Annotated in this window: 22 protein-coding genes and 3 pseudogenes; 8 read left to right on the forward strand and 17 right to left on the reverse strand. The window is 69.6% G+C overall.

The features are described 5' to 3' along the window. Positions 1–276 precede the first annotated feature (276 nt). The 10 genes and pseudogenes from ACIQFX_RS09550 to sigK form a co-directional block, all read right to left on the reverse strand. Positions 277–774: pseudogene (locus tag ACIQFX_RS09550) on the reverse strand (DUF1295 domain-containing protein). Further along, positions 771–2,048, reverse strand: coding sequence for a class I SAM-dependent methyltransferase (locus ACIQFX_RS09555; protein ID WP_402460478.1), 1,278 nt, complete (start codon positions 2,046–2,048; stop codon positions 771–773). The pseudogene ACIQFX_RS09550 and the gene ACIQFX_RS09555 overlap by 4 nt, the downstream one beginning before the upstream one ends. Further along, positions 2,045–3,301 (reverse strand): class I SAM-dependent methyltransferase, encoded by a 1,257-nt coding sequence (locus ACIQFX_RS09560; RefSeq protein WP_402460480.1) that lies wholly within the window; start codon positions 3,299–3,301, stop codon positions 2,045–2,047. Before ACIQFX_RS09560 ends, ACIQFX_RS09555 begins: the two co-directional genes overlap by 4 nt. Before the next feature lie 77 nt (positions 3,302–3,378). Continuing rightward, positions 3,379–4,158 (reverse strand): DUF1365 domain-containing protein, encoded by a 780-nt coding sequence (locus tag ACIQFX_RS09565; protein ID WP_402460483.1) that lies wholly within the window; start codon positions 4,156–4,158, stop codon positions 3,379–3,381. Then, positions 4,155–5,420: an NAD(P)/FAD-dependent oxidoreductase gene (locus tag ACIQFX_RS09570; protein ID WP_402460485.1), complete on the reverse strand. Its 1,266-nt coding sequence runs from the start codon at positions 5,418–5,420 to the stop codon at positions 4,155–4,157. The genes ACIQFX_RS09565 and ACIQFX_RS09570 overlap by 4 nt, the downstream gene beginning before the upstream one ends. A gap of 211 nt (positions 5,421–5,631) precedes the next feature. Then, positions 5,632–6,849 (reverse strand): redoxin domain-containing protein, encoded by a 1,218-nt coding sequence (locus ACIQFX_RS09575; protein WP_402460487.1) that lies wholly within the window; start codon positions 6,847–6,849, stop codon positions 5,632–5,634. Positions 6,850–6,877: 28 nt separating this feature from the next. Beyond that, entirely contained in the window at positions 6,878–7,528 is a 651-nt protein-coding gene (locus tag ACIQFX_RS09580; protein ID WP_402460706.1) for a cytochrome c biogenesis protein CcdA, read from the reverse strand. Positions 7,529–7,540: 12 nt separating this feature from the next. Further along, positions 7,541–7,663 (reverse strand): annotated as a pseudogene (locus ACIQFX_RS09585) (redoxin domain-containing protein); the annotation flags it as partial. 177 nt (positions 7,664–7,840) lie between these two features. Beyond that, complete coding sequence (locus ACIQFX_RS09590; RefSeq protein ID WP_402460489.1) at positions 7,841–8,590, reverse strand: anti-sigma factor; 750 nt, start codon at positions 8,588–8,590, stop codon at positions 7,841–7,843. Then, the gene (gene sigK / locus ACIQFX_RS09595; protein WP_402460491.1) at positions 8,587–9,180 is read right to left on the reverse strand and encodes an ECF RNA polymerase sigma factor SigK; all 594 of its coding nucleotides are present in this window, start codon (positions 9,178–9,180) and stop codon (positions 8,587–8,589) included. Before sigK ends, ACIQFX_RS09590 begins: the two co-directional genes overlap by 4 nt. A 377-nt stretch (positions 9,181–9,557) precedes the next feature. Between sigK and ACIQFX_RS09600 the strand changes: the two genes are divergently transcribed. Continuing rightward, entirely contained in the window at positions 9,558–9,797 is a 240-nt protein-coding gene (locus ACIQFX_RS09600) for a chaplin (RefSeq protein WP_306311021.1), read from the forward strand. 172 nt (positions 9,798–9,969) lie between these two features. On the opposite strand, the gene ACIQFX_RS09605 is transcribed toward ACIQFX_RS09600, so the two are convergent. Continuing rightward, the gene (locus ACIQFX_RS09605; RefSeq protein ID WP_402460493.1) at positions 9,970–10,380 is read right to left on the reverse strand and encodes an ATP-binding protein; all 411 of its coding nucleotides are present in this window, start codon (positions 10,378–10,380) and stop codon (positions 9,970–9,972) included. A gap of 460 nt (positions 10,381–10,840) precedes the next feature. Here ACIQFX_RS09605 and ACIQFX_RS09610 point away from each other — a divergent pair, with 460 nt between their 5' ends. The 4 genes from ACIQFX_RS09610 (at position 10,841) to ACIQFX_RS09625 (ending at position 14,386) form a co-directional block, all read left to right on the forward strand. Further along, the gene (locus ACIQFX_RS09610) at positions 10,841–11,236 is read left to right on the forward strand and encodes a hypothetical protein (protein WP_402460494.1); all 396 of its coding nucleotides are present in this window, start codon (positions 10,841–10,843) and stop codon (positions 11,234–11,236) included. Positions 11,237–11,304: 68 nt separating this feature from the next. Then, a complete protein-coding gene (locus tag ACIQFX_RS09615; protein ID WP_402460708.1) occupies positions 11,305–11,994 on the forward strand; it encodes an MMPL family transporter in 690 nt (229 codons plus the stop codon). Positions 11,995–12,061: 67 nt separating this feature from the next. Next, positions 12,062–13,645, forward strand: coding sequence for a molybdopterin-dependent oxidoreductase (locus tag ACIQFX_RS09620; protein ID WP_402460497.1), 1,584 nt, complete (start codon positions 12,062–12,064; stop codon positions 13,643–13,645). 93 nt (positions 13,646–13,738) lie between these two features. After that, positions 13,739–14,386, forward strand: a complete 648-nt coding sequence (locus ACIQFX_RS09625; RefSeq protein ID WP_402460499.1) for a fasciclin domain-containing protein — start codon at positions 13,739–13,741, stop codon at positions 14,384–14,386. A 163-nt stretch (positions 14,387–14,549) separates the two neighbouring features. On the opposite strand, the gene ACIQFX_RS09630 is transcribed toward ACIQFX_RS09625, so the two are convergent. Continuing rightward, a complete protein-coding gene (locus ACIQFX_RS09630; protein WP_402460501.1) occupies positions 14,550–15,419 on the reverse strand; it encodes a DUF4394 domain-containing protein in 870 nt (289 codons plus the stop codon). A gap of 443 nt (positions 15,420–15,862) precedes the next feature. On the opposite strand from ACIQFX_RS09630, the pseudogene ACIQFX_RS09635 reads away from it, so the two are divergent. After that, positions 15,863–17,055, forward strand: a pseudogene (locus ACIQFX_RS09635) (IS3 family transposase). A 92-nt stretch (positions 17,056–17,147) separates the two neighbouring features. Continuing rightward, positions 17,148–17,513 carry a hypothetical protein gene (locus tag ACIQFX_RS09640; RefSeq protein ID WP_402460502.1) on the forward strand — a complete coding sequence of 122 codons (366 nt, stop codon included), beginning with the start codon at positions 17,148–17,150 and terminating at the stop codon, positions 17,511–17,513. An 87-nt stretch (positions 17,514–17,600) separates the two neighbouring features. Here the strand turns inward: ACIQFX_RS09640 and ACIQFX_RS09645 are convergent, their stop codons facing one another. The 4 genes from ACIQFX_RS09645 to ACIQFX_RS09660 form a co-directional block, all read right to left on the reverse strand. Next, on the reverse strand, positions 17,601–18,065 hold the full coding sequence (locus ACIQFX_RS09645) for an SMI1/KNR4 family protein (protein ID WP_402460504.1): 465 nt from the start codon (positions 18,063–18,065) through the stop codon (positions 17,601–17,603). Between the two features lie 254 nt (positions 18,066–18,319). Continuing rightward, positions 18,320–19,147 carry a hypothetical protein gene (locus ACIQFX_RS09650; protein ID WP_402460507.1) on the reverse strand — a complete coding sequence of 276 codons (828 nt, stop codon included), beginning with the start codon at positions 19,145–19,147 and terminating at the stop codon, positions 18,320–18,322. Between the two features lie 140 nt (positions 19,148–19,287). Beyond that, a complete protein-coding gene (locus ACIQFX_RS09655) occupies positions 19,288–19,686 on the reverse strand; it encodes a hypothetical protein (RefSeq protein WP_402460509.1) in 399 nt (132 codons plus the stop codon). Beyond that, positions 19,667–20,047, reverse strand: coding sequence for a hypothetical protein (locus ACIQFX_RS09660; protein WP_402460510.1), 381 nt, complete (start codon positions 20,045–20,047; stop codon positions 19,667–19,669). The genes ACIQFX_RS09655 and ACIQFX_RS09660 overlap by 20 nt, the downstream gene beginning before the upstream one ends. A gap of 140 nt (positions 20,048–20,187) precedes the next feature. On the opposite strand from ACIQFX_RS09660, the gene ACIQFX_RS09665 reads away from it, so the two are divergent. Continuing rightward, positions 20,188–20,715 carry a hypothetical protein gene (locus ACIQFX_RS09665; RefSeq protein ID WP_402460512.1) on the forward strand — a complete coding sequence of 176 codons (528 nt, stop codon included), beginning with the start codon at positions 20,188–20,190 and terminating at the stop codon, positions 20,713–20,715. A gap of 210 nt (positions 20,716–20,925) precedes the next feature. On the opposite strand, the gene ACIQFX_RS09670 is transcribed toward ACIQFX_RS09665, so the two are convergent. Then, complete coding sequence (locus ACIQFX_RS09670) at positions 20,926–21,216, reverse strand: hypothetical protein (protein ID WP_402460513.1); 291 nt, start codon at positions 21,214–21,216, stop codon at positions 20,926–20,928. Positions 21,217–21,633 lie beyond the last annotated feature (417 nt).

Here is a 21,633-nt window from a genome sequence, read left to right on the forward strand (position 1 = left end):
CCGGGTGAGCGTGATGGCCGTTCCAGCCGCGGTACTGGTAGCGGACGTGGGTGACGAGGACTCCCTCGTGCGTTGTGGTGCGCGCGATAGCGGTGGCGAAGGGCCGCATCCGCCACGCGGGCAGGTTCGCCAGGGGGAGTGGCCCCAAGCCGTCCGCCCGGCCGCCGTGCAGGACGAGGACCGCCGCCTTCGCCTGGGAGGACGGCGTTGGGGTGAAGAGGGGCAGCAGAGCCGGTCGTGGCACTCGATGCGCGTTCGCTGCCGACTCGGCACTGGCTACCTCCCAGCCCGTGGAGCGTTCCGCCGGGGCGGTCTGGGGAGGAAGCCGCTGGTACGTGCGGCGTACGTGGTATACCCGGGACGGTCGGCCATGTGTTTCTCCAGGAGGCGTTTGCCGCTGCCGACGGTGAGCAGCAGGGTCAACGGTGCGCAGCGCGTAGAGGGCCCGGTTGCCGGGAGCCTTTTCGAGGAGAGCGGTGTAGCGGGGATCCTCGCCGTGGTCGCGGGAGCGCCGTGCGATGTGAGCCGACAGCCGAAGCCCCAGACGACGGTCGCCGCGGCGACGACCAGGCGGCGGCCGTCGTGGCCGTGGCCGACGGAGAGCAGCCAGGTGACCGCCGCGACGGCGCTGAAGGCAAGGACCCAGGCGATGTCGACGACGCGGTGCAGCCCGCGGTGTACGGCGACGCCGAAGGTGGTGAGGAGCACCGCCACCGCCGTCGCGGCGGACACGCCGAGATCGAGGGCGAGGGCGCCCCCGTCGGTGCCGTTCACACCGGGGAGTACCAGTTGGCGGGGGTGGCCGGCATCGCCGAAGCTCCTTCCCGGGTGGGGCGGACGGCGAGGATCTGGTCGACGCCCATGCGGCGTTCGGAGAAGGCGAGCGAGGCACCGGCGAGGTACAGGCGCCAGACCCGGGCGGTGGTCGTTCCGACGAGGTCCTCGATGTCGCTCCAGCGCTGTTCGAGGGTGGAGCGCCAGGCGTCGATGGTGGTCGTGTAGTGCTCGCGGAGCGATTCGGTGGAGCGGGCCTCCAGGCCGGCGGCCTCCAGCAGGTCCACGGTCCGGCCGACGGGGCGCATGTGCATGTCGGGGGCGATGTACGTCTCGATGAAGGCGCCTCCGCCGGGCGCGTGGGCGCCGCGGGACATCTGCTGGATCAGGAGGCGGCCTTCGGGGCGCAGCGCGTCGTGGAGTTTGGTGGCGAAGGCGGGGTATTCGGCGTCGCCGACGTGCTCGCCCATCTCGACGGCGGCCGCGGCGTCGTAGCCGCCGCCGTCGATGTCGCGCCAGTGCCGCAGCTGGACGTCCACGAGGTCGGCCACTCCCTCGCGGACGGCCCGCGCGGTGACGAACTCGTGCTGGGCGCGGGACAGGGTGACCGCGGTGACGCGAGCCTTGTGTTCGCGTGCCGCGTGGACGGTGAGGGAACCCCAGCCGCAGCCGACGTCGAGCAGCCGGTCCCCGGGACCCAGGCCGAGTTTGCGGCAGATCAGGTCGAGCTTGTCGCGCTGCGCGTCGGCCAGGGTGTAGGTCGGGTCGTCGGGACGGGCCCAGTAGGCGCAGGAGTACGCCATCGACTCGTCGAGGAGGAGGGAGTAGAAGTCGTTGGAGAGGTCGTAGTGGTGGCTGATCCCCGCACGGTCCCGCGAGACGCTGTGCAGACCACCGGTCAGCCGTGCCCGCCCGTCGGGGCGCTTCGGGGGTGGACCGACGGCCCCGAGGCGTACCGCGAGGGCGGTGGCCGCGGCCATGGTCGCCGGTCCGGGACGTGCCGAGGGCCGGTCACGGACGTTTCGTCCGGCCCTGGAGAGGGCGTCGGCGAGGTCGCCCTCGATGTCCAGGTCGCCGGTGACGTAGGCCTCGGCGAGGCCGAGCTCGCCCGGCTGCCACACCAGGCGGCGCAGGGCGTCGGGCGAGCGGAGCACGACCAGGGGGGCGTCCGGCGGGCCTGCCTGGCTGCCGTCCCAGGCCCGTAGGCGTACCGGGAGCGGCCCCGGGAGGAAGTGACCCAGGAGTTGGGCGAGTCGGTCGGCGGCGGGCCTCATCGGTGCGTCCCTTCGGTGAGGAGGAGCTGGCGGACGTCGAGGTAGCGGGAGCGGAATCCGGCTTCCGAGTAGGCGAGGTAGAACTCCCACATGCGCTGGAAGACCGGGTCGAAGCCGAGGCCGGTGACGGCAGTTCGGTTGGCGACGAACCGTTCCCGCCACAGGCGCAGGGTCTCGGCGTAGTGGTCGCCGTAGCCGTTGTCGGCGGTGGTGGTCAGTCCGGCGGCGGCGGAGTGCTCGGCGATGGCTTCTCGGGAGGGGATCAGACCGCCGGGGAAGACGTACTTGCTGATGAAGGTGTGGGTGGCGGCGGTGTGGAGCATCTGCTGGTGGCCCATGGTGATGGCCTGCAGGGCGATCCGGCCCCCGGGGGCGAGTGCGCGTCGTAGGGCTGTGAAGTAGGAGGGCCAGTACTCGGCGCCGACCGCTTCGATCATCTCGACGCTGATCACGGCGTCGTGGCGGCCCTCGATGTCGCGGTAGTCGCGCAGCTGGACGTCGACCCGGTCACCGAGTCCGGCTGCCGTGATCCGCTCGCGGGCCAGGGCAGCCTGTTCGGCGGAGAGGGTCAGGGTGGTGACCCGGGCTCCGCGGGCGGCGGCCCGCAGGGCGAGTTCGCCCCAGCCGGTGCCGATCTCCAGCAGCCGGGTGCCCTCGCCGACGCCGGCGAGGTCCAGGAGCCGGTCGATCTTGCGGTGCTGAGCGGAGGCGAGGGACTCGGAGAGGGCGGGGAACGAGGTGAAGACGGCGGAGGAGTAGGTGAGGGTGGGGTCGAGGAACGCGGAGAACAGATCGTTGGACAGGTCGTAGTGGCGCTGGACGTTGTCGCGTGCACCGGCACGGGTGTTCCGGTCGGTGAGGGGACGCGTGGACACCCACAGGCCGCGGAGCCGGCGCAGCGGGGCGGGGACCAGGTCGTCGACGTGCCGCGCGAGGGCGGTCAGGACGCCGGCCAGGTCGTCGCTGTCCCATTCGCCGGCCATGTAGGACTCGCCGAAGCCGATCAGCCCGTGGCGGCCGATGCGCCTGTGGAAGGCGTCCGGGTCGTGGAGCGTCAGCCGTGGGCCGGCGCCTGACGGGCGGGCGCCGGTTGCGGGTCCGGTCAGGGCCAGTCGGCCCAGGGACCGGCTCACGAAGTGCCTGGCGATGGCGGTGCGGGCGGGTGCGGCCGACGGCAGCCGGGCCACGTCCGGCCAGCGTCCGGCGTCGACGTCCGCGCGGCGAACGGCGGGCGCGGCAACCGCGGGACTCATGCCCGCCGTCTGCGGGGGGATCCCGACTGCCTGACCGGCGGTTCGGGAGCGGCCCTGGGAGATGAGGGCGGGACGGCTCACGGCAGCATGCCTTTCTGCGGTGTGGAACGGGGACGGGGGTGCACGGGCAGACCGCGTAGCAGCAGGTGGATACCGTGGCGGCGGATGTCGGCCCAGACCGTGGCGGTGGACCAGGGCCTGCGCACGGCCGCCGACAGCAGGGCGGGGGTGGTGGCGGGTCGACGACGACCCCGGACGACCGCGGTGAACGCTCTGCCGTTTTCGTTCTCCAGGTGGACGGTCAGGTGCAGGAGTTCGCCGGGCAGCGGCAGCTGCATCCGGTAGCGGCCTTCGACCGCGAAGAACGGCGAGACGTGGAACGACTTGTCCACCTCCGCCTCGTCGGCCTCGTCCGTCCGCAGCAGGTAGCAGTGGCGCTGCCCGTACGTGTTGTGGACCTCCGCGACGACGCACACCAGGGCTCCGGAGGAGTTGTGGCACCAGAACACGCTGAGCGGGTTGAAGACGAACCCGAACACCCTGGCGTGCGCCAGCATCACCACCCGCCCGCCTTCCAGGTCGATGCCGTGGCCGGCGAGGAAGCCGTCGAGTCCGGCACGGATGGACCCGACGGTTCCAGCGAAGTGGTCGCGGGCGTCGAAACGGGCGAGGGGACGCAGCGGCCTGGGCAGCACAGGGAGCCGGTCGAGGTCCACACACCACAGGTAGGTGCGGTGCCGCAACGCGTGGCGCAGGGGCGTGCGGCGAACGTGCGTGATCACGCAGTCGTACACCGCCGCGACGGGCTCCGTGCCCAGGAGGCCTCGGGAGATGACGTCTCCTCGGGCGCGGGTCACCAGTACACCCCCAGGGACCGGGCCGCCTCGACGCCCGAGCGGCAGCCGTCCTCGTGGAAACCCCAGCCGTGCCAGGCCCCGGCGTACGCGGTCACACCGGTGTTGAGGCGGGGCAGTCCCTTCTGCGCCGCGACCGACGTGGGCGTGTAGACGGGGTGCTCGTAGACCATCCGCTCCACCACCCGGTCAGGGCCGATGCCGTCGTCACCGCCCAGCGTGACGACGTAGCCGGATCCGGCGGGCAGACGCTGGAGACGCTCCATGTCGTAACTGACCTGTACGGGCGCGGTGGAGGGCTCGCAGCCGGTCATGCGGTAGTTCCAGCTTGCGCGTGCCCTGGGGGAGCGGGGCAGGAAGGAGGTGTCGGTGTGCAGCACGGTGGGGTTGTGCGAGTACGTGAAGGCGCCCAGGAGCTGGGTCTCGTCCGCGGTGGGGTCCGCGAGCATGCGCAACGCCTGATCGGGGTGCGTGGCGATGACGACGGCGTCGTACGCCTCCGCAGAGCCGTCACTGGTCGTGATCAGCGCGCCCCGGCCCGTGCGCTGGACTGCGTCTACCCGGCTGGTGACGCGGACGCGCTGGATGTGTTTGGCGGCGGCGGTGACATAGGCGGTCGAGCCGCCGGTGACGGTCTTCCACTGCGGGGAGCCGGTGACCGACAGCAGACCGTGGTGGTGCAGGAAAGCGAACAGGTACGAGGCCGGGTACGACAGCGCGGTGCGGGCCGGGCAGGACCACACGGCGGCGACGAGCGGCAGAGCGAAGTGGCCGACGAAGTAGGAGGAGAACCCGCCCTCGCGCAGGAAGTCCCCGAAGGTGACGCCCGCATGCGCTCCGCGGGCCAACAGCCGCCGGGCGCCACGGTGGAAGAGGGGCACTTCTGCGAGGAGCCGGAGGTACCGGGACCGCAGGGCGGAGCGGGATGCGAACAATCCTGCCGCGCCCCGGGCGCCCGCGTACTCCAGCCCGCACCCGTCACACCGGACCGACATGCTCATCTCGGCGTCCTGCGTGCCGATCTCCAGCTCCCGGAACAACCTGAGCAGGGTGGGGTAGGTGCGCTCGTTGTGGACGATGAACCCCGAGTCCACGGCGATTGACTGCCCGCCGGGGCCGGGAAGCTCGCGAGTGTGGGCGTGACCGCCGAGCCGACCGTCCGCCTCGTACAGGGTCACCTCGTACGAGGACGCCAGGACGTAGGCGGCCGTCAGGCCCGCCACGCCGGCGCCCACGACCGCCGCCTTCCGCTGTTCGACCACCATCACTCCCGCCACTCGACACGCCGCCAGACTGCTGCGTTTCACCCGTACTTCGCAGCGGACGGCCTGTCGGATGGGGACCTGTTTCCGGGGGCGCCGCAAAGCGGCGGTGGAGCGCAGGCGGCCTGACGATGCGACAGCACTCCGTCGACTCCGGGGCGGACTGAACAGTGCCCACGAGAGCCCTCGATGGTGTGTGACGTGGCGGGGCTTGTCAGCCGTAGGTGAAGGCGAATGCCTGGAGTCCGGCTGTGAGACGAAGTTCGAGACGTACTTCGCGGGCCTTGCCGTGGTCGGTCAGCCGGTACAGCGTCGGCGTTCCATGAACCTCGATCGTCCGTGTGCGTTCACCGTCGACGAGGACGGTCACCGTGCCTTCGCCGGCGAGGACGAGGTTGGCGTTCTGGCCGTGATGGGTCAGGGCGAGGCGGGTGTCCTTGCCGGCGGTGAAGTGTTCGTAGCCCGCGGTCCAGGTCCCGGCGAGGGAGAGCTTGTTCAGAGGGACGCCGCCGGGCGGGTAGGAGTAGGTGACCGGCTTGTCCTCGGTGAGTTCGGGGCTTCCGGTGCAGCCACGGATGCGGTGGGTGCTCAGGTACGTCTCGGGGGTGCGGTCGGCGGTCAGCCGGTCGTCGGACTGGTCGGTGGGTGGTGGGAGGACGACCGTCGGGTCGGCCTGCCGGAGCAGGTCTCGGATGAGGCTCTCGGTCTGGGCGTAGCAGCCCTCGCCGAAGGTGAAGTGGCGGACGGTTCCCTGAGCGTCGATGAGGTACTTGGCGGGCCAGAACCGGTTGCGGTAGTTGTCCCGGGTGTCGAGCGTGTTGTCGAGGGCGACCGGGTAGGTGATGCCGAACTTCCGTGTCTGGTCCGCGACGTTCTTCGCGCTCTCCTCGAAGGCGAACTCGGGCGAGTGGACGCCGATGACGGTCAGGCCATCGTCGCGGTAGGCCCGGTTCCAGTCCTTGATGTGCGGGATGCTGCGCTGGCAGTTGATGCAGGAGTAGGTCCAGAAGTCGATCAAGACGACGCGGCCCCGGAGGGCGGACAGGTCGACGGGGTTCCCGCCCGTGGTGTTGATCCAGGTCGAGATCCCTGCGAGCGGCGGGGCCTGGCCGCAGGAGCGGAGCTCGTCGACGCCGTCCTCGCAGCGTGAGAGCTCCTTGTTGGAGTCGTCGTACAGCCCCGAGAGCTTCTGCCGGGCTGTGCCGCTGTCCTCGACGGTGCGTTGAGCGGCCCGGGTGTAGTCGGGCAGCGCGCGTTGCAGGGCCGCGGTGACGTCGAAGGCCAGGGCGAAGGCGAGCGCGATCATGAGGATTCCGGAGATCACGCGGAGCTTGCGGGCCCGCGTGCGGAAGGCGGCGACCCGTTCGGCGACGGGCCGCCCGGCGAGGGCGAAGACCAGGAGCGGGATCGCGGTGCCGATGGCGAACGCCACCGTGAGGACTACGATGTCCGTGCTGATCTCACCGCGCGCCCGCGATGGTGATCGCGGCGAGGACCGGCCCGGCGCACGGCACATACAGGAGACCGAGTCCAAGGCCGAGGACGAAGGCACTGCCTTCTTTGTCGACCTGCCGCTGCGGGATGCGCGCGAACGGCTTCTCCAGGACCCGTTCGACGGGCGGGAAGATCAGGCCCAGACCGATCAGGACGAGCAGGGTCGGTCCGACGTAGCGCAGGATGTCCTGGGGCAGGCCGAGCGCGGAGATGATCGTCACGCCGAGCAGCGTGAAGAAGGCGAAGCTCAGGACGAGCCCGGCGACGACGGCGTAGGGACGGCGGTTGCGCGGACGCCGGTCGACGGGCGGCGATTCGCCAGCGGCTGCGTCGTCGGTGGGGGCATCGGGGCTGCCGACTGGTGCGGGCCTGCGCGTGGCGGGGGCGTTCGTGCCCGGTCCGCCGGCCAGGAAGACGACGGGCAGTACCGGCAGGATGCAGGGCGACACCGCGGTGATCAGCCCTCCCAGCAACCCGATCAAGGCCAACGTGATCTGATGGTCGCCTCTCCCGTGGATCTGGGCTCTCGGCAGATGTTCGGACCACCCATGCCGTTGGACGGCCGGTTGCCGCACACAGGACTCGCCGCCGCGCGGACGCCGACGGTGAGCCACCACGGACGTGTTGCGGGCGAACCGTTCGTGGCTGTCGATTCCTTGGGAGCTGATGCCCCACACGGCGGCGCCGGCGGACTGGAGCTGGTCCAGCCCGCCGGAGTACGAGCGCAGTTGCGCGGTGCACACGGGGGTGTTGTCGCCGGGGAGAAGGCTAGGGGGAGGGGCTGACCGCGCTGTTCACACAGTGAAGTTGCGCCGGTGGAAAATGTCTCCGTCCAGGTGCCCGCCGGGTGGACGGAAGTCGCCAACGGTGTCCCCGACCTTCGGGGTGCCGGCCATGAGGGACCTCCCTGTGTTGGTGCGGGTATCCGGTCAGGTGGGGAGGGCCATCAGCATCAGGGGGGTGGTGGTGGGCTGGGGGGATCCTCCGGTGGGTTCGAGGGTGAGGCCGACGGCGCCGGCGTCGGCGGGGTTCCCGGTGAGTACGACGGTGCCGTCGTGGTCGATCAGTCCGGCCGGGCTCATGGTGCCGTCGTGGTCGAGCCAGAGTTGGTAGGTCTTGCCCGCGCCGGGGGCGGGCAGGTTGGCGGCGGTGAAGACGGCCTTGTTCTGCCGGTCGGAGGAGACGACGGTGGTCAGGGCGCCGTTGGCGGCCTTGCCGTGGACGGTGCGCGCGTCCGGGGCCGCCAAGACGGCGCTGACCGCGTCGAGCTGCTGCTGGGCCTGGCGGGCCTGCTGTTCCACGGCCTGCTTGTTCTGCGTTTGCCACACGGCGACTCCGCCCAGTGCTGCCGCCGCCACGCTCGCGGCCAGTGCCAGGGACACCGAGCGTCGGCGGAAGATGTTGCTGAAGGCGGGCGTCGAGCTGGGAGCGGGGACTCGCGGGGGCAATTGGCGAACCTCCTCGATGGCGGCCATGACCTGTGCCTTGGCCGCTGCCGGGGGTGTCTGTGAGGCGGCCGCGGCGAGGCGTGCCGTGGTGGCCTCGAACTCGGCGGCTTCCTGCCGGCATGCCTCACACGTCCGGAGGTGGAGTTCGAAGTCCCTGCGTTCGGCATCGTCGAGCGCGTCGAGGGCGTAGGCGGCGGCGAGGGTGTGGATGTCGGTGGCGTGGTGGTTCATGTGGTCACCCCCATGCAGTCGCGGAGCCGGATGAGCCCGTCGCGCATGCGTGTCTTGATGGTGGGAAGAGGCGTGCGCAGGGTTTCGGCGACTTCACGGTAGGTCAGGCCCTGGTAGTAGGCCAGGGTCACGGCCTGGCGCTGGAGCTCGGTCAGGCCGCGCATGCAGCGGCGGACCTGCTCGGACTCCAGCCGGGTCTCGACCTGCTCGGCGACCTCGTCGAACGCGGTGGTGTGCTCGCGGGCTGCCTGGGCGTGCTCGCGGTCGATGGCGGCCTGGGCGGAGCGGACCCGGTCCACGGCCCGGCGGTGGGCGATGGTCGCCGCCCACGTCCTGACGGAACCGGCATCGGGCCGGTAGCGGGCGGCCTGGCGCCACAGATCGATCATGACCTCCTGGGCGACCTCCTCCGACTGCGCCCGGTCGCGCACGACCTTGAGCACGATCCCGAAGACCAGGGGGGCGAGGGCGTCGTACAGGGCGGAGAACGCCTGCTTGTCGCCGTGGGCGACCTGCTGCATGACGCCGGTGAGGTCGCACGGGTCGGCGTCTGAGGGGCGGCCGGTGCCGAACGGGATCGGTTGGTTCACCTGTTCCGCTCCGCCCGTGGGGAGAAGGCGGAGGGACGGCCTGGGGCGGCCGTCGGGGGGCGGGGCGTCCATCGCATGCCGCTCCTTGTGTCGTCGCTCGTGCGGTGCCGGACCGTCCCCGGAGACGGTCCACTGTGGGGAATCTGTTCGTGTGTCGCCCGTTCTTCGTAGCGGACTGCCCTGCGGATGGGAGGGCTCTTCGTCACCGGCACCACCTTCGGGTAACCCGTTCGAGGGAAGTGGAGCACCAGCGCCAAACCGGCAGGAGGACGGTCGCGAAGACCACGTGTGAGGCCTCCCGGAGACGTTCGCGGGAGATTCCTCATCGGCCGCGCGGGACCTCCGCGCGGCCGCCATCCTCACGGAAGGTGCAAGACATGGTTCGTGTGCGACGAGGTCTGGCCGTGGCCCTGGCCGCCGGCGCGGTCGTGGTGGCCGGAGGCTCGGTGGCGTCCGCCGACGCGGGCGCGCAGGGCGTGGCCGCGTACTCGCCGGGTGTCGGCTCGGGCAACCTCATCCAGGTGCCCGTCCACATCCCGGTCAACGCCTGCGGCAACACCGTCAGCGTCATCGGACTGCTGAACCCGTCCTTCGGCAACACCTGCGTCAACGCCTGACCGACTGCCGCGGGCAAGAGCCCCGGTCCGCCGCCGACAAGACGGGGTGGCGCGGACCGGTGACCCACCGGCCTTGCGGGACACGTTGACCGTGTCCCGGTCCGGTACGGGCGGGTCTGCTGCGGGTGGCTGTCGGCACAGCCACCCGCAGCACCCACGCGCTTCGCGCGGGCTACCAGGTGAGCACTGCGATGACCTGCTTGCCGCTGTCCGAGGGGCTGACGAAGAGATCCGCGCCGAGAGCTCGGACGATCTTCAGGCCATGCCCGCTTTCGGCGATCCCCTCCGCGGCATCTGGGCGGGCGGGCAGGTCGGCGGATCCGTCGCTGACCGCAATGCCTATCCGTCCCTCTTCCATGCTGACCGTCAGTGCGTAAGGTCCCCTGGCGTGTGTGACGGCATTGGTGACCAGTTCGGAGACGATGAGCACGAGGTCTTCGGCGACAGGGCACGGGCAGAGCGCCGGCTCCAGAGTCAGCATGCGTGCTGCGGTCCGGCGGGCGTGCCCGGCAGCCTGGGCACCTGGCGAAAGCGGGACGTGAAGTGTGACAGGAGGCCCGCAGAACGCGAGAGCGGTGTTCATGATCACTCCTGGCAGTGGGTCGCCCCCGGGCCCGGGGACCGGGCGGAGGGAGCAGGGGTGAGGCTCAGGGCTCCCCGTGCTCACCGCGACGGAGACGCCCAACAGGCCGCCCGACGCACGCCACTGAGGCCATCAGCCTCCGCGCGTTCAGGCACCGCGGTCATCCCTCTTACCTCCTTTGATCTTGTCAATCGTGGAATCGGCGTGCTGCACATCTGACCCTCACATGAAGAATTCGGGACGAATCACTCCATGGATTGCGTCAAGATGCCTGTCCAGCAAAGTCCCTTAACCGGGTGATATCCGTGCACAAGCCCTATACCGGCCCAAACCTGGCTTCGAATCCAGCGAGCACATCCATCCCGGCGGCATCCGGGGGCTGCCGCCGGGCGGCATCGGCCGCCACGATCGGAAGGCGTCCGTCGTGCTGTGGAGATTCAATCGGGCAGGGTCGCTCGCCGTGCTCCTGCGGTGGCTGATCCCGGCTGTCGCCGCCGGCCCCTACACCGTCCGTCCCGGCGAGGCGGCGCAAGCCGGCCAGACGGCACCGCTGGCCGAAGCCGGCCAGACGGCACCGCTGGCCGAAGCCGGCCAGACGGCACCGCTGGCCGCCGAGGCAGAGTCTGCCCGGGCGGCACGCCTGCTCAACCCCGCCGGGCAGGGCGAACCGCTGCCCCTCGCAGTGATCTGGACCCCGCGCACGCAGGGCGAACCGATCACCGCAGGCCAGCAAGAGACCGTCCGCCAGGTCACCGCCCACCTGGCCGGCCCTGCTGCAGTCCCGGTCCTCGCCGCGGACGGCCAGGCGTTGACAGCGGTGATCGCCGCTGGACCGACCGACCGACCGACCGACTGACCGACCTGCCCGCCCAGCTCGCGGCCATCGACAAGGCGGCCGACACGGTCAGCTGAACGCGCGTACACCTGGCGGGCCCGGCAGCCGCTCAAACTGACCTCGACGGCGCGTTCGCGGAGATCGACGGCACCCTGCTGGCCGTCGCCCTCGGTGGCGTCCTGGTGATCCTGCTGCTGGTCTACCGCAGTGTGCTGATGCCGCTGCTGGTGATTACGGGCGCACTGCTGGCCCCGGCAGCGGCGTGCGCTGTCCTGTACATCCTGGCCCGCTCTGGCCGGCTGCCGATCGACGGACAGACCCAGGGCATCGTGTTCGTCCTGGTCATCGGCGCCAGTACCGACTACGCCCTCCTGCCTGCGGCCCGCCATCGCGAAGAACTCACCGAACAACCGGACACCGCACGGGCGATGGCCGCCGCGTGCAGGGGCACCGCACCACCGGTCCTGGCCAGCGCCGCGACCATCGCCTGCGCCATGATGACGCTCACGTTCAGCGACCTACCCGCCGAACAAGGTCTGGGGCCGGCGGTCGCGATCGCCATGGTCTGCTGCGCCGCCGTGTCACTGACCTTCCTGCCCGCCGCCCTCGTCCTTTGCGGCCACCGGGCGTTGGGACCCCGTGCCGGGCGCGTGACGGGCGGCCGACTCGACCAACGCACCTGGTGGCCCAGCCGCCTCCCCGGTGACCGCCTCCGCCCCGGCACCAGCCGAGCCCCGCACACCCCTGCCCCGGGTCGCTCCGCTGCCCGCGCGACCTGACGGCAACAAGAGCGAGCAGTTTCCCTCATTCGGAGGTCGGACCAATCCGCCAAGTGGGGGCTGCCGAATGCCGGGTGTGAGCAGCTTCCGCAGCAAACTCGTCCGCGCCGCATCTGGCGCTCTGGCCGGGCTCCTGGCCGCGTTCACCGCGCTGACCGTGGCCGAGCTGGTGGCCGGACTGGTTCGGCCTGCGGCAGGGCCCGTGACCGTCGTGGGCGGCGCGGTGATCGACCGCACGCCGAATGCGGTGAAGGACTTCGCGATCCGTACCTTCGGGGAGAACGACAAGGCATTCCTGCAGCTCGGGATCCTCGCGATTCTTGCCCTCATCGCTCTCGCCCTGGGCATCCTCGCCCTGTCGCATCGGCGGGCAGGAGCCGCATGCGTGCTGCTGTTCGGGATCGTCGGAGCGGCAGCCGCCCTCAGCCGGCCCGACTCCACCGGCATCGGAGACGTACTTCCCTCCGTGGCCGGAGCACTTGCCGGAGCCCTCGTCCTGTATCTCCTTGCGTCCAGAGCCGTACTGACCCCTGCCCCAGCCGACGCGGGCGGCGCCAGCGGCTGGAGCCGGCGTGGCTTTCTCACCGCTGCTGCTGTGACAGCCGTCGCGGCGACCTCGTCCGGTGCACTGGGCCGGTTCTTCACCGGCCGGCGAGGCCAGGGCGCCGTCGCTTCCCGAGAGAGCCTGGTCCTGCCCAAGCCTGCCTCCCCGGCTCCCGCTGTCCCGGCCGGCGTCCAGCTGAAGGTCCCCGGCATCACCGCCTTCACCACTCCCAACTCCGACTTCTACCGCGTCGACACCGCCCTGACCGTTCCCAAGGTCGATGCCGGAACCTGGCGGCTACGCATCCACGGCAAAGGGGTCACCCGACCCCGCACCTACACCCTCCACGAGCTCCTGGAACGCCCCCTTATAGAACGTGACATCACCCTGACGTGTGTCTCGAACGAGGTCGGCGGTCCCTACATCGGTTCCGCCCGCTGGCTGGGCGTCCCTCTTGCCGACCTTCTGAAGGAGGCCGGTGTGATCCCTCCGTCGCGGGGAGGGAATGCCGATCAGCTGGTGGCCCGCTCGGTGGACGGCATGACGCTCGGCTCCCCGGTCGAGGACGTCATGGACGGCCGCGACGCGATGCTCGCGGTCGGTATGAACGGTGAGCCGCTCCCGTTCGACCACGGCTTCCCCGTACGGATGCTGGTCCCGGGCCTCTACGGATACGTGTCGGCCTGCAAGTGGATCACCGACATCGAGCTGACCACGTTCGACGCCTACGACCCGTACTGGGTGAAGCGGAAGTGGGCCCGCAGGGCGCCGATCAAGACGCAATCTCGCATCGACACCCCCAAGCCCTTCGCACGACCGCCCGCCGGCACCCTCACCATCGCCGGCGTCGCCTGGGCCCAGCACCGCGGCATCAACCGCGTCGAGGTCCGCGTCGACAACGGGCCGTGGCGGGACGCCGACCTGGCCGCCCAGGCCGGCACCGACACCTGGCGCCAGTGGTCCTACCGCTGGAACGCCACACCCGGCGCACACAACATCACCGTCCGCGCCACCGACGGCACCGGCCAGATCCAGCCCGAACAGCGCACCCGGACCATCCCCGACGGAGCGAGCGGCTGGCACAGCGTCTTCGTCACCGTCACCTAGACCACCCGGGCACGACCGGAAAACCGTGCCCGGGCGACGCAACCAACCACGCCAACACCCCCGTAGAAAAGCCCTTTCAAGGAGCAACCGATCATGAACAGCATGAAGATCCGCCGCACCGCGATCGCCGTCGCCGCAGCAGCCCTGCTGCCCCTTTCCCTGGCCGCGTGCTCGGACTCCGACAGCGACACCAAGGCCGCACCGTCGAGCGCGGCGGGCGACGAGGCGAAGACCAGCGCGACGCCCACCGAGGACGCCATGACCGGCGACCAGCCCTTCGGCCCGGCCTGCGCGGGCGTGCCGAAGGAGGGCGCGGGATCCTTCGACGGCATGGCCAAGGACCCGGTCGCCACCGCGGCCTCCAACAACCCGGCCCTTTCCACCCTGGTCACCGCGGTGAAGCAGGCCGGACTCGTCGACACCCTCAACAACGCCGAGAACATCACCGTGTTCGCCCCGACCAACGACGCCTTCGCGAAGATCCCGAAGGCCGACCTCGACAAGGTCCTCGCCGACAAGGCCACCCTCACCAAGATCCTCACCTACCACGTCGTCGGTGAGAGGCTCACCCCGAAGCAGCTGGAGAACGGCTCCTTCGAGACCCTCCAGAAGGGCATGATCACCACCAAGGGCTCCGGCGAGAACTACACCGTCAACGACACCTCCAAGGTCGTCTGCGGCAACGTCAAGACCGCCAATGCCAACGTCTACATCGTCGACACCGTCCTCATGCCGAAGTAACACCGCTCGCTCGCGCAGCGGCAACGACCGCCGGCCCCGTTCCCCTTCCGTGAAGAAAGGGGAACGGGGCCGGCGTCATGACCACACTCCACCCGGGAGGCACAACGCAGTCCCGGGCCCGCGCCCCAGCCCTGGGGCGCGGGCCCAGGCCATGGAGGGCGGGCTACTTCTGGTTGATGGGCAGAGCCAGGTCGGTGACCTGGTACTTGGCGGGGAAGGCACCCTTGCCGATGGCCTTGCCCGTGAGCACGTCCACCGCGTACAGACGGTAGGAGCCGCCGCTTCCGATGGCGGCGAAGCCATGGTTCATGCCGGTGGCGGCGTTGTAGTAGATGTCGAAGCCCGCGTCCAGGGCGGCGTCCACGCCGAGGCTGCCGGTGGGTGCCAGAGTGCCGGCGTTGGCGGGGGACTGCAGGGAGATCCGGTCGGTCATCGTGTCCAGATCGAACAGGGTGGTCGCGGTGGCGGCGCTCAGGTCGTTGTTGGTGTACGCGGCGCCGGTGACCCCCGTAGCGGTCGACGGCGGCATCGTCGGATTGGTCAGGGTGCCGTCGACGGTGGTGGTCAGCGGGGCGGCCCCATCGTCGATGTTGTGCCGCAGGTTCTGTCCGGTGTCGGAGATGACCCGGAGCCGGTTGGCGGCGGGGTTGAAGTCCACGCCGAACGCGCTGCCGACCAGCGCGACGGTCAGCTGGGAGACCTTCACGGCCTTGCCGTTGGCGGTGCTCAGGGTATAGACGCCGCCCTTGTCGCCGACGCCGTACAGCTTCTCGTTCTGGACGCGGAAGTCGATCCCGACGAGCTTGGTGTCGCCGGACAGCCCCGAGACCTTGCCCAGCGACCAGATCCTGGCCGGCTTGTGCACGTCGAACTCGACCAGACGCTGGTCACCGGTCAGGCCGATCGCGTGCAGGGCCTTGTGCTGCTTGGTGGGCAGCGTCTGCGGTGCGGCGCCGGACGCGGCCAGCGCGGGCGCCGCGCACAGGGCGGCCAGAACAGCCGCGGATGCGGCGGTCAGGGTGCGGTTGCGCATGTTCACTCCTTCATCGGCCCCTGTGCCGGGTGGCCGGGGCTCATGAGGTCTTCGGTACCGTCGCTGCAGCGGACCGGTGCTTGCAGCGGATGCCACCCGCATGGCGCAGCATGCGCCGCCCCGGCTGCGCCGGCCGGGGCTTGACCCCGGCACGGAGCGAGTACTCGAATTGTCGAGCCCGCTCGGCCCGGAGGGCGTGGCCGTGGAGATCGAGGGGCCGGAGGGGATCGTCGGCGGCGCCTACGGTCTGCCGATCACGTCTTCCGACGGCGGTGCCCGGCCCTCGGATGACAAGGTCCGCATGACGCCGGACAGCGGCGGATCGGCTGTGGTTACGCTCCCCGCGCAGGCGCTGTGCCCGGGGTACGACGGCTTTGGGCTTTACCCCGAAGAGTGGACACTTCTGAGAAGCGGATCTTCGGGTCCGTGGAGAGGATGTCCTCATGGGTACTGCGAGGTACTCGGGGGAGTTCAAGCGGGACGCGGTCGCACGGGTGGAGTCCAGCGGGCGGCGCATCTCGTCGGTGGCACGCGAGCTGGGCGTCAACCCCGAGTCGCTGCGTCAGTGGGTCGCACGGTCGCGGGCCGCGGCGGCTTCGGATGCGGGCGGTGAGGACCCGTTGAACCCGCAGGGGCGCGAGGAACTGCGCAGGCTGCGCAAGCAGGTGCGTGAGCTGGAGCTGGAGCGGGAGATCCTGGGCAAGGCAGCTGCGTATTTTGCCAAGGAGATGGGTCGATGACCGGCCGTTGGCGGTTCATCTCCGATCATCGTGACCTGTACGGAGTGCAGCGGCTGTGCCGGGTTCTGGACGTGTCCGCGTCCGGGTTCTACCGGTGGATCGCGGCGGCGGCCGCCCGGGCGGCCCGCAGGGCGGCCGACGAGGACCTGGCCGCGCGGATCGAGCAGATCCACGAGGAGTCGAACGGCGCCTACGGCGTTCCCCGGGTCACCCGTGAGCTGCGGGAGCGGCACGGCGCGGTGAACCACAAACGCGTCGCCCGGCTGATGCGCGAGCGCGGGCTGGCCGGCCGGCACCTGCGGCGCAGCGTGCGCACGACGGTCGCGGACAAGAGCGTGCCGCCGGCGCCCGATCTGGTGGGGCGCGACTTCACCGCGCCGGCGCCCAACGTGCGCTGGTGCGGCGACATCACGTACCTGCCGGTCGGCGGGTCATGGATGTACCTGGCCACGGTGATCGACATGCACTCGCGGCGGGTCGTGGGCTGGTCGCTGGCCGAGCACATGCGCGCCGGTCTGGTCGTCGACGCCGTCCGCTCCGCGGTCGATGCCCGCGGCGGTGACGTGCACGGCGTGGTCTTCCACCCCGACCGCGGCACGCAATACACGTCGGCGGCGTTCGCCGGAGTCTGCCGGACGCACGGCATACGGCGCTCGATGGGTAGGGTCGGCTCCAGCTACGACAACGTCCTCGCGGAGTCCTTCTTCGCCACGTTGAAGCGCGAACTGCTCTACGGCTCACGCTGGCTGAACCGGGCACAGGCCCGCATCGCGGTCTTCACCTGGATGGCCTGATACAACCGCAGGCGGCGCCACTCGGCCCTCGGATACCGAAGCCCGGTCGACTACGAACGGCAGCACACCGTCAGCATCGATAACCTGGACCTGGTCGCATAACACGCGAGTGTCCACGGAATAAGGCAAAGCCCGACCTTACCTGGAACGCAGAAGGCAAGCTCAACACTTCCACCACCTCGGGCAAGGTCACGTTGTTCCTCTACGACGCCGAAGGAACCCATATCGTCAAGCGCGATCCGACCACCACCACGCTCTACCTGCCCGGTGGTCAGGAACTCGCGCTGACCCGCCAAGCTGGTACGACTTCGGCAGCTATCGCCAATGGCACCCGCTACTACACCGTGCCCGGCGGCTCTGCCATCCGCACAAGCAACGACGGTAAGGTCTGCCTCCTCGTTGCCGACCACCACAACACCAACGCCCTCTCTTTCAGCGCCACCACCCTTACTTTCAAGCGCCGTAAATCCCTCCCCTACGGCGGCCAGCGCGGCTCCGCGCCAGCTTTCTGGCCCGGACAAAAAGGATTTGTCGGTGGAGATATCGACACCACCACGTGAGACATCCTCTAACACAATGAGGTGAGTCGCCTACCGGCACCTAAGGGCGGCAGTACGGTCGGGTGATCGCGCGAGTCGGCCCGGTGGTTACAAGTCGCGCCAGCTCACGAACACGTGCGGCCCTGATCCCGCGATCAGCTCGCTGAACGGGTCCACCACGCCGGTCAGGACGGCCAGGCAGAACTCCGCCATGCCACCGTCGAAGACCGTCCAGCGGTTCACCCCGTACGGCGTCTGCCTCCGAAAGGTGGCCACTCTCCAGGTGTCGGCTGCGCCCTTTCGCACGAAGAAGGCGACATCGCCGCTCGCCGAGTCCGCGAAGGGCAACAGGGGCGGCAAGTCCTGCTCTCCAAGGAGAGCGCCCAGCTGCTGGCAGTCCGCGAGTGCGGGATCGATTCTGTCGAGGAGATCTCCGTACGGCGAGCCCGGTATGGGAGGTGTGCTGATGGACAGGTATTCGTCGATCTCTCCCCCGCCGTACGACTCCACGAACTCGCGGTAGTCCGCAGGGAGTTCCAGCTGCGCCGCGTCGGCGATCCGTTCCCAGTCCACTATGTCTCCTCCGGAGACAGGTGGCGGGAGTAGCTGAAGCAGGCGGGCGAGAGCAGGCTGGGGCATATCGGAGTTCCTTCCTTGTCCCTGTGGCGCGCCGGTCTCGGCGGCTGCCAAGAGAGGTCAACCCTGAAGGCCGAGGACCGGCGGGTCGCTGTGCGACCCGCTGGTCTACGTGGCGACGATGAAGGCCGTCCGGGCAAAGACATGCTCGACGCGGATTCCGGCCTGCTGGTGCCACGTGTGGTCGGGCTCTATTCGTAGAAGTGCCACCAGGGGAAGTCGTAGGCCCGCAAGGGGGCAAGGGTTTCGCGGTGGCGGGCTCCGAAACCGATGGCCGCTTCGGTTTCGGAGGCGCTGACGCTGACCAGCAGCCCGGGGGCTGCGTAGAACACGCTGCCTTCGTAGGTGGGCTGGTGGGGGCTGAGGGGCACTGCGCGCAGGAAGCTCCACAGCGGTTCGAGACGTTCGAGGGGCAGGACGAAGGTCCGGGCTCTGAAGGGCGCGATGCCCCGTGCTTGGTCGAGGGTGAACTGCAGGAGGAAGCGGCTGAGAGGTTCCACTTCGAGGATCGTCTCCGGGTCGTCGTCGTAGTGCGGGTCCTCGGTGAGCCAGACAGGAGGGTCGGTGTCTTCCGACCCGGTTTGAGGAGGCCAGGGGATGGACCAGTCCCTGCATCCCTGATTCTCCACTGCGAAGACCAGCTGGCTGCCGTGAGGCCTTGTAACGTGCTGGGGACGCAGGAGCATCGGGTGGCAGAAGCGGTAGAGCGCGGCGCGGATGCGGGCCAGACGGTGGAAGGCGGCCAGTGCCGGCGGCAGAAAGGCGAGAACGTCGTCCGTGGGGGCATCAGGGTCCGGCGGTGTTTCCTCGGCCGGATACCACCCCAGGACCAGCATCTCCAGCGCGCGTATCGGGTCGGTGTCGACGTAGTCGACCCAGTCGACGGACAGCGGCGGCCTTTCAAGGGAGGTGTCAGGGCCCGGTGCGGTCCGGGACGCCGAGGTGAAGGTCTTCCAGACCGAGTCACCCCAGTCCGCTTTCGTGCCGTTGCCGAAAAGACCGGCTTCCGGGGTCCCCATGGCGTGCTCCTTGCGTTCATCCGTTCATCCGGATCCTGGCACGAGGTACTGACAACGCTCACGGCCAAACGAGACGGCGAACGCCCGGCACAAGTCCGAACCCGCGATCCCAGCATCAGCCGCCGGCGACCCCATCGCGGTCACGGAGGCGATGATGCGCGCACGCCGGGGGCCAGGCCCTGCCGGCACAGCAGCAAGAACGACACCGTGCCCGAGACGCTGAAGGCCGCTCGGGCCAGCGTGCACCTCTCGTGCATCTCCAGCCCAGGGAACTGCTCGAACGCGATCCGCACCTCCTCGGTCAGGAGCGAAGTCATGTTCTTTCCGTCCGGGCAGTTCCCGCGGTGCAGCGCGGGGTGGCTCTCGACAGCTCGGGACGGCAGCGGCTTCCAGGAGATCTCCCGGCGCGCGACCTCCTGGCGCCGCTGCTCCCAGGCCTGCTGCACCTTGAGTTCGCGGATCGTCCGCTCTGTCTGGTCAAGCAGCCATCGAAGCCAGTCACGCAGGGTCTCCTGCTGCTTACGTCGCGCCAGCCCCACCCGGGACACTGACGGCGTCCGGCTGCGCCTTCGAGTGCCGCTTCAATTCCATGCGGGCCTTCACCAGGCCGGCGTCCTTCTCCAGGGTTCCCCAGTACGGGTGGGTCGAGACGGCGATCGACAGCTCCCGGGCAAGCTCCCACAGACGCTTCTCCTCGGCCTCCTGCTCCGGCGTGCACCCGGGGGACGCGTCACGGCCGCCGGTGACCTCTCCCGTATGCGGGTGTACGGCACCGGGCCGGCCGTCCAGCGGCTCCACAGACCACGGCAGGGATCTACACAGCGCCGTGTACTCGGCTCGAGCCTGGTGCAGGCGCTGCTGCAGCTCGATCAGGTCGTCAGGAAGGGGGGTGTCTGCCACTCCAGAAACGTACCTCTGTTCGATTTTTGTAGGCCAGTCACACACGCCACCTACGACTACGGTCACTGTCCTGTGACAGCGAACCTTGAGCGCGTGCCACCGAAGATTGATCGGGGTCACTCGTCGTAGATAATGCCGCCATGGACCAGGGGTGGGCTGCGGTCGCGGGTGCCGGCGTTGGTGTCTTAGGAGCTGTGATCTCGGGGTTGGTCTCCGCGGCTGCGCTCCGACGGCAGTCGCATGACCAGCTCGCCGGTAGTCGAGCACAGTGGCATCGTCAGCTACGCCGAGACGCCTACGTCACGTTCATCGGTGCGGCCCGCCATTTCCAGGCTCAGGCACGGGCGGTGTCGCCCTCCCTTGGGGGGAACGAGGTGGAACCGGTCCAGCGCGCCGTTGTAGGTCTTCGTTCTGCCGAGAACGCCCTACTAGAACAAGCCCAGGTCGTTGATCTGGAAGCGCCTGATCAGGTCGTCGAAGCGGTAGCCTCCCTGCTCGCAACCGCCAAGCAAGTCGTGGTGGACACCAGTATCTGGCTTGAGCTGGCTGAGCGGGGAGACTCCGCTCTGGGGACTTACCACAGACGATTTGCCGAGGATCGAGAGGTCTTCGGCCAGCGTGTTGACCTACTCCGAGACAAGATCCGTCAAGATCTCCAGGGGCAGTGAGCACTCGTCCATCGCCGATCAATCTTCGGTGGCACGCGCTCAAGGTTCGCTGTCACAGGACAGTCACCGTGCCGTCGCGCGATATCTGTCACCGACATGACCGGCAGCGGACTGGAGGCCGGCCAGGCGGCGGTAGTCGGTGCGCTGGAGTGGGAGCGCAGGTGATCTCGGGCACCCACGAGAACAGATGACGCTGGCCTTCCTCGCCCGTCAGCCGCCCGCCCCGGGGACCCAGTAGTTGTGCACCGTCATGATGCGGGGCGCCGCGTCGCTGACCGGGAAGCCCACGGCCGCTGCGATCGGCATCATGCGTTCGGCGAACGCGTTCATCTGCTGCTCGGTCTCCCACACGTCGAAGATCTCCAGACCGTCGTCCGTCTGCACGCACGCGTGGGACACGCAGCCGTCGAAGATGTCGGGCGTCTCCTGGAGCTTCGCGTTGAAGCCGTCGTATTGGTCGGTGGTGACGCCCGCCAGGACGCCGTGCACGAAGATCGCCATGGCGGATCCCTCCTCGTGAGGTGGGGCGGCACATCACGCGCCGCCCCGGTGGCGACATCCCCCCTACCAGCCAGCACACCACGCCCCGCCGGGGACGGCATCCGAGGAAGGGATTCAGCACCACCCCAGACACCTCAGTGCCTCCCCAGGACAGATCCAAGTCCGCCGTGGAACAGATCAGCGCAGCCCCAAGATCTCGGAGACCCGAGTGAAGCCCTCCGCGCCGTGGCCGAGGAGTTACCGCAGCGGCCTGCATCCTGGCGTCACGCGGCCGCGCCGCACGCGCTGCTCGCGGCAGTTCGGGTGGCTTCCGCCAGATCTCGTCGGGCCGCGCTCCTGGACCTGACCATCACCTCCGGCCAGCGAATCTGCGGCCGCGATCAGCTCGCCCGTAGGATGACACTGACCGTCCGGTTC

This window comes from Streptomyces sp. NPDC093089 (assembly GCF_044754405.1).
GTDB lineage: Bacteria > Actinomycetota > Actinomycetes > Streptomycetales > Streptomycetaceae > Streptomyces.

Bases quoted from the DNA above. Each gene is read 5' to 3' on its own strand.
- ACIQFX_RS09600 (WP_306311021.1), top strand. From the start codon at position 9,558: ATGGTTCGTGTGCGACGAGGTCTGGCCGTGGCCCTGGCCGCCGGCGCG.
- ACIQFX_RS09630 (WP_402460501.1), bottom strand. From the start codon at position 15,419: ATGCGCAACCGCACCCTGACCGCCGCATCCGCGGCTGTTCTGGCCGCC.
- ACIQFX_RS09605 (WP_402460493.1), bottom strand. From the start codon at position 10,380: ATGAACACCGCTCTCGCGTTCTGCGGGCCTCCTGTCACACTTCACGTC.
- ACIQFX_RS09665 (WP_402460512.1), top strand. From the start codon at position 20,188: ATGGACCAGGGGTGGGCTGCGGTCGCGGGTGCCGGCGTTGGTGTCTTA.
- ACIQFX_RS09560 (WP_402460480.1), bottom strand. From the start codon at position 3,301: ATGAGTCCCGCGGTTGCCGCGCCCGCCGTTCGCCGCGCGGACGTCGAC.
- ACIQFX_RS09625 (WP_402460499.1), top strand. From the start codon at position 13,739: ATGAACAGCATGAAGATCCGCCGCACCGCGATCGCCGTCGCCGCAGCA.
- ACIQFX_RS09555 (WP_402460478.1), bottom strand. From the start codon at position 2,048: ATGAGGCCCGCCGCCGACCGACTCGCCCAACTCCTGGGTCACTTCCTC.
- ACIQFX_RS09590 (WP_402460489.1), bottom strand. From the start codon at position 8,590: ATGAACCACCACGCCACCGACATCCACACCCTCGCCGCCGCCTACGCC.
- ACIQFX_RS09620 (WP_402460497.1), top strand. From the start codon at position 12,062: ATGCCGGGTGTGAGCAGCTTCCGCAGCAAACTCGTCCGCGCCGCATCT.
- ACIQFX_RS09650 (WP_402460507.1), bottom strand. From the start codon at position 19,147: ATGGGGACCCCGGAAGCCGGTCTTTTCGGCAACGGCACGAAAGCGGAC.
- ACIQFX_RS09570 (WP_402460485.1), bottom strand. From the start codon at position 5,420: ATGGTGGTCGAACAGCGGAAGGCGGCGGTCGTGGGCGCCGGCGTGGCG.
- ACIQFX_RS09670 (WP_402460513.1), bottom strand. From the start codon at position 21,216: ATGGCGATCTTCGTGCACGGCGTCCTGGCGGGCGTCACCACCGACCAA.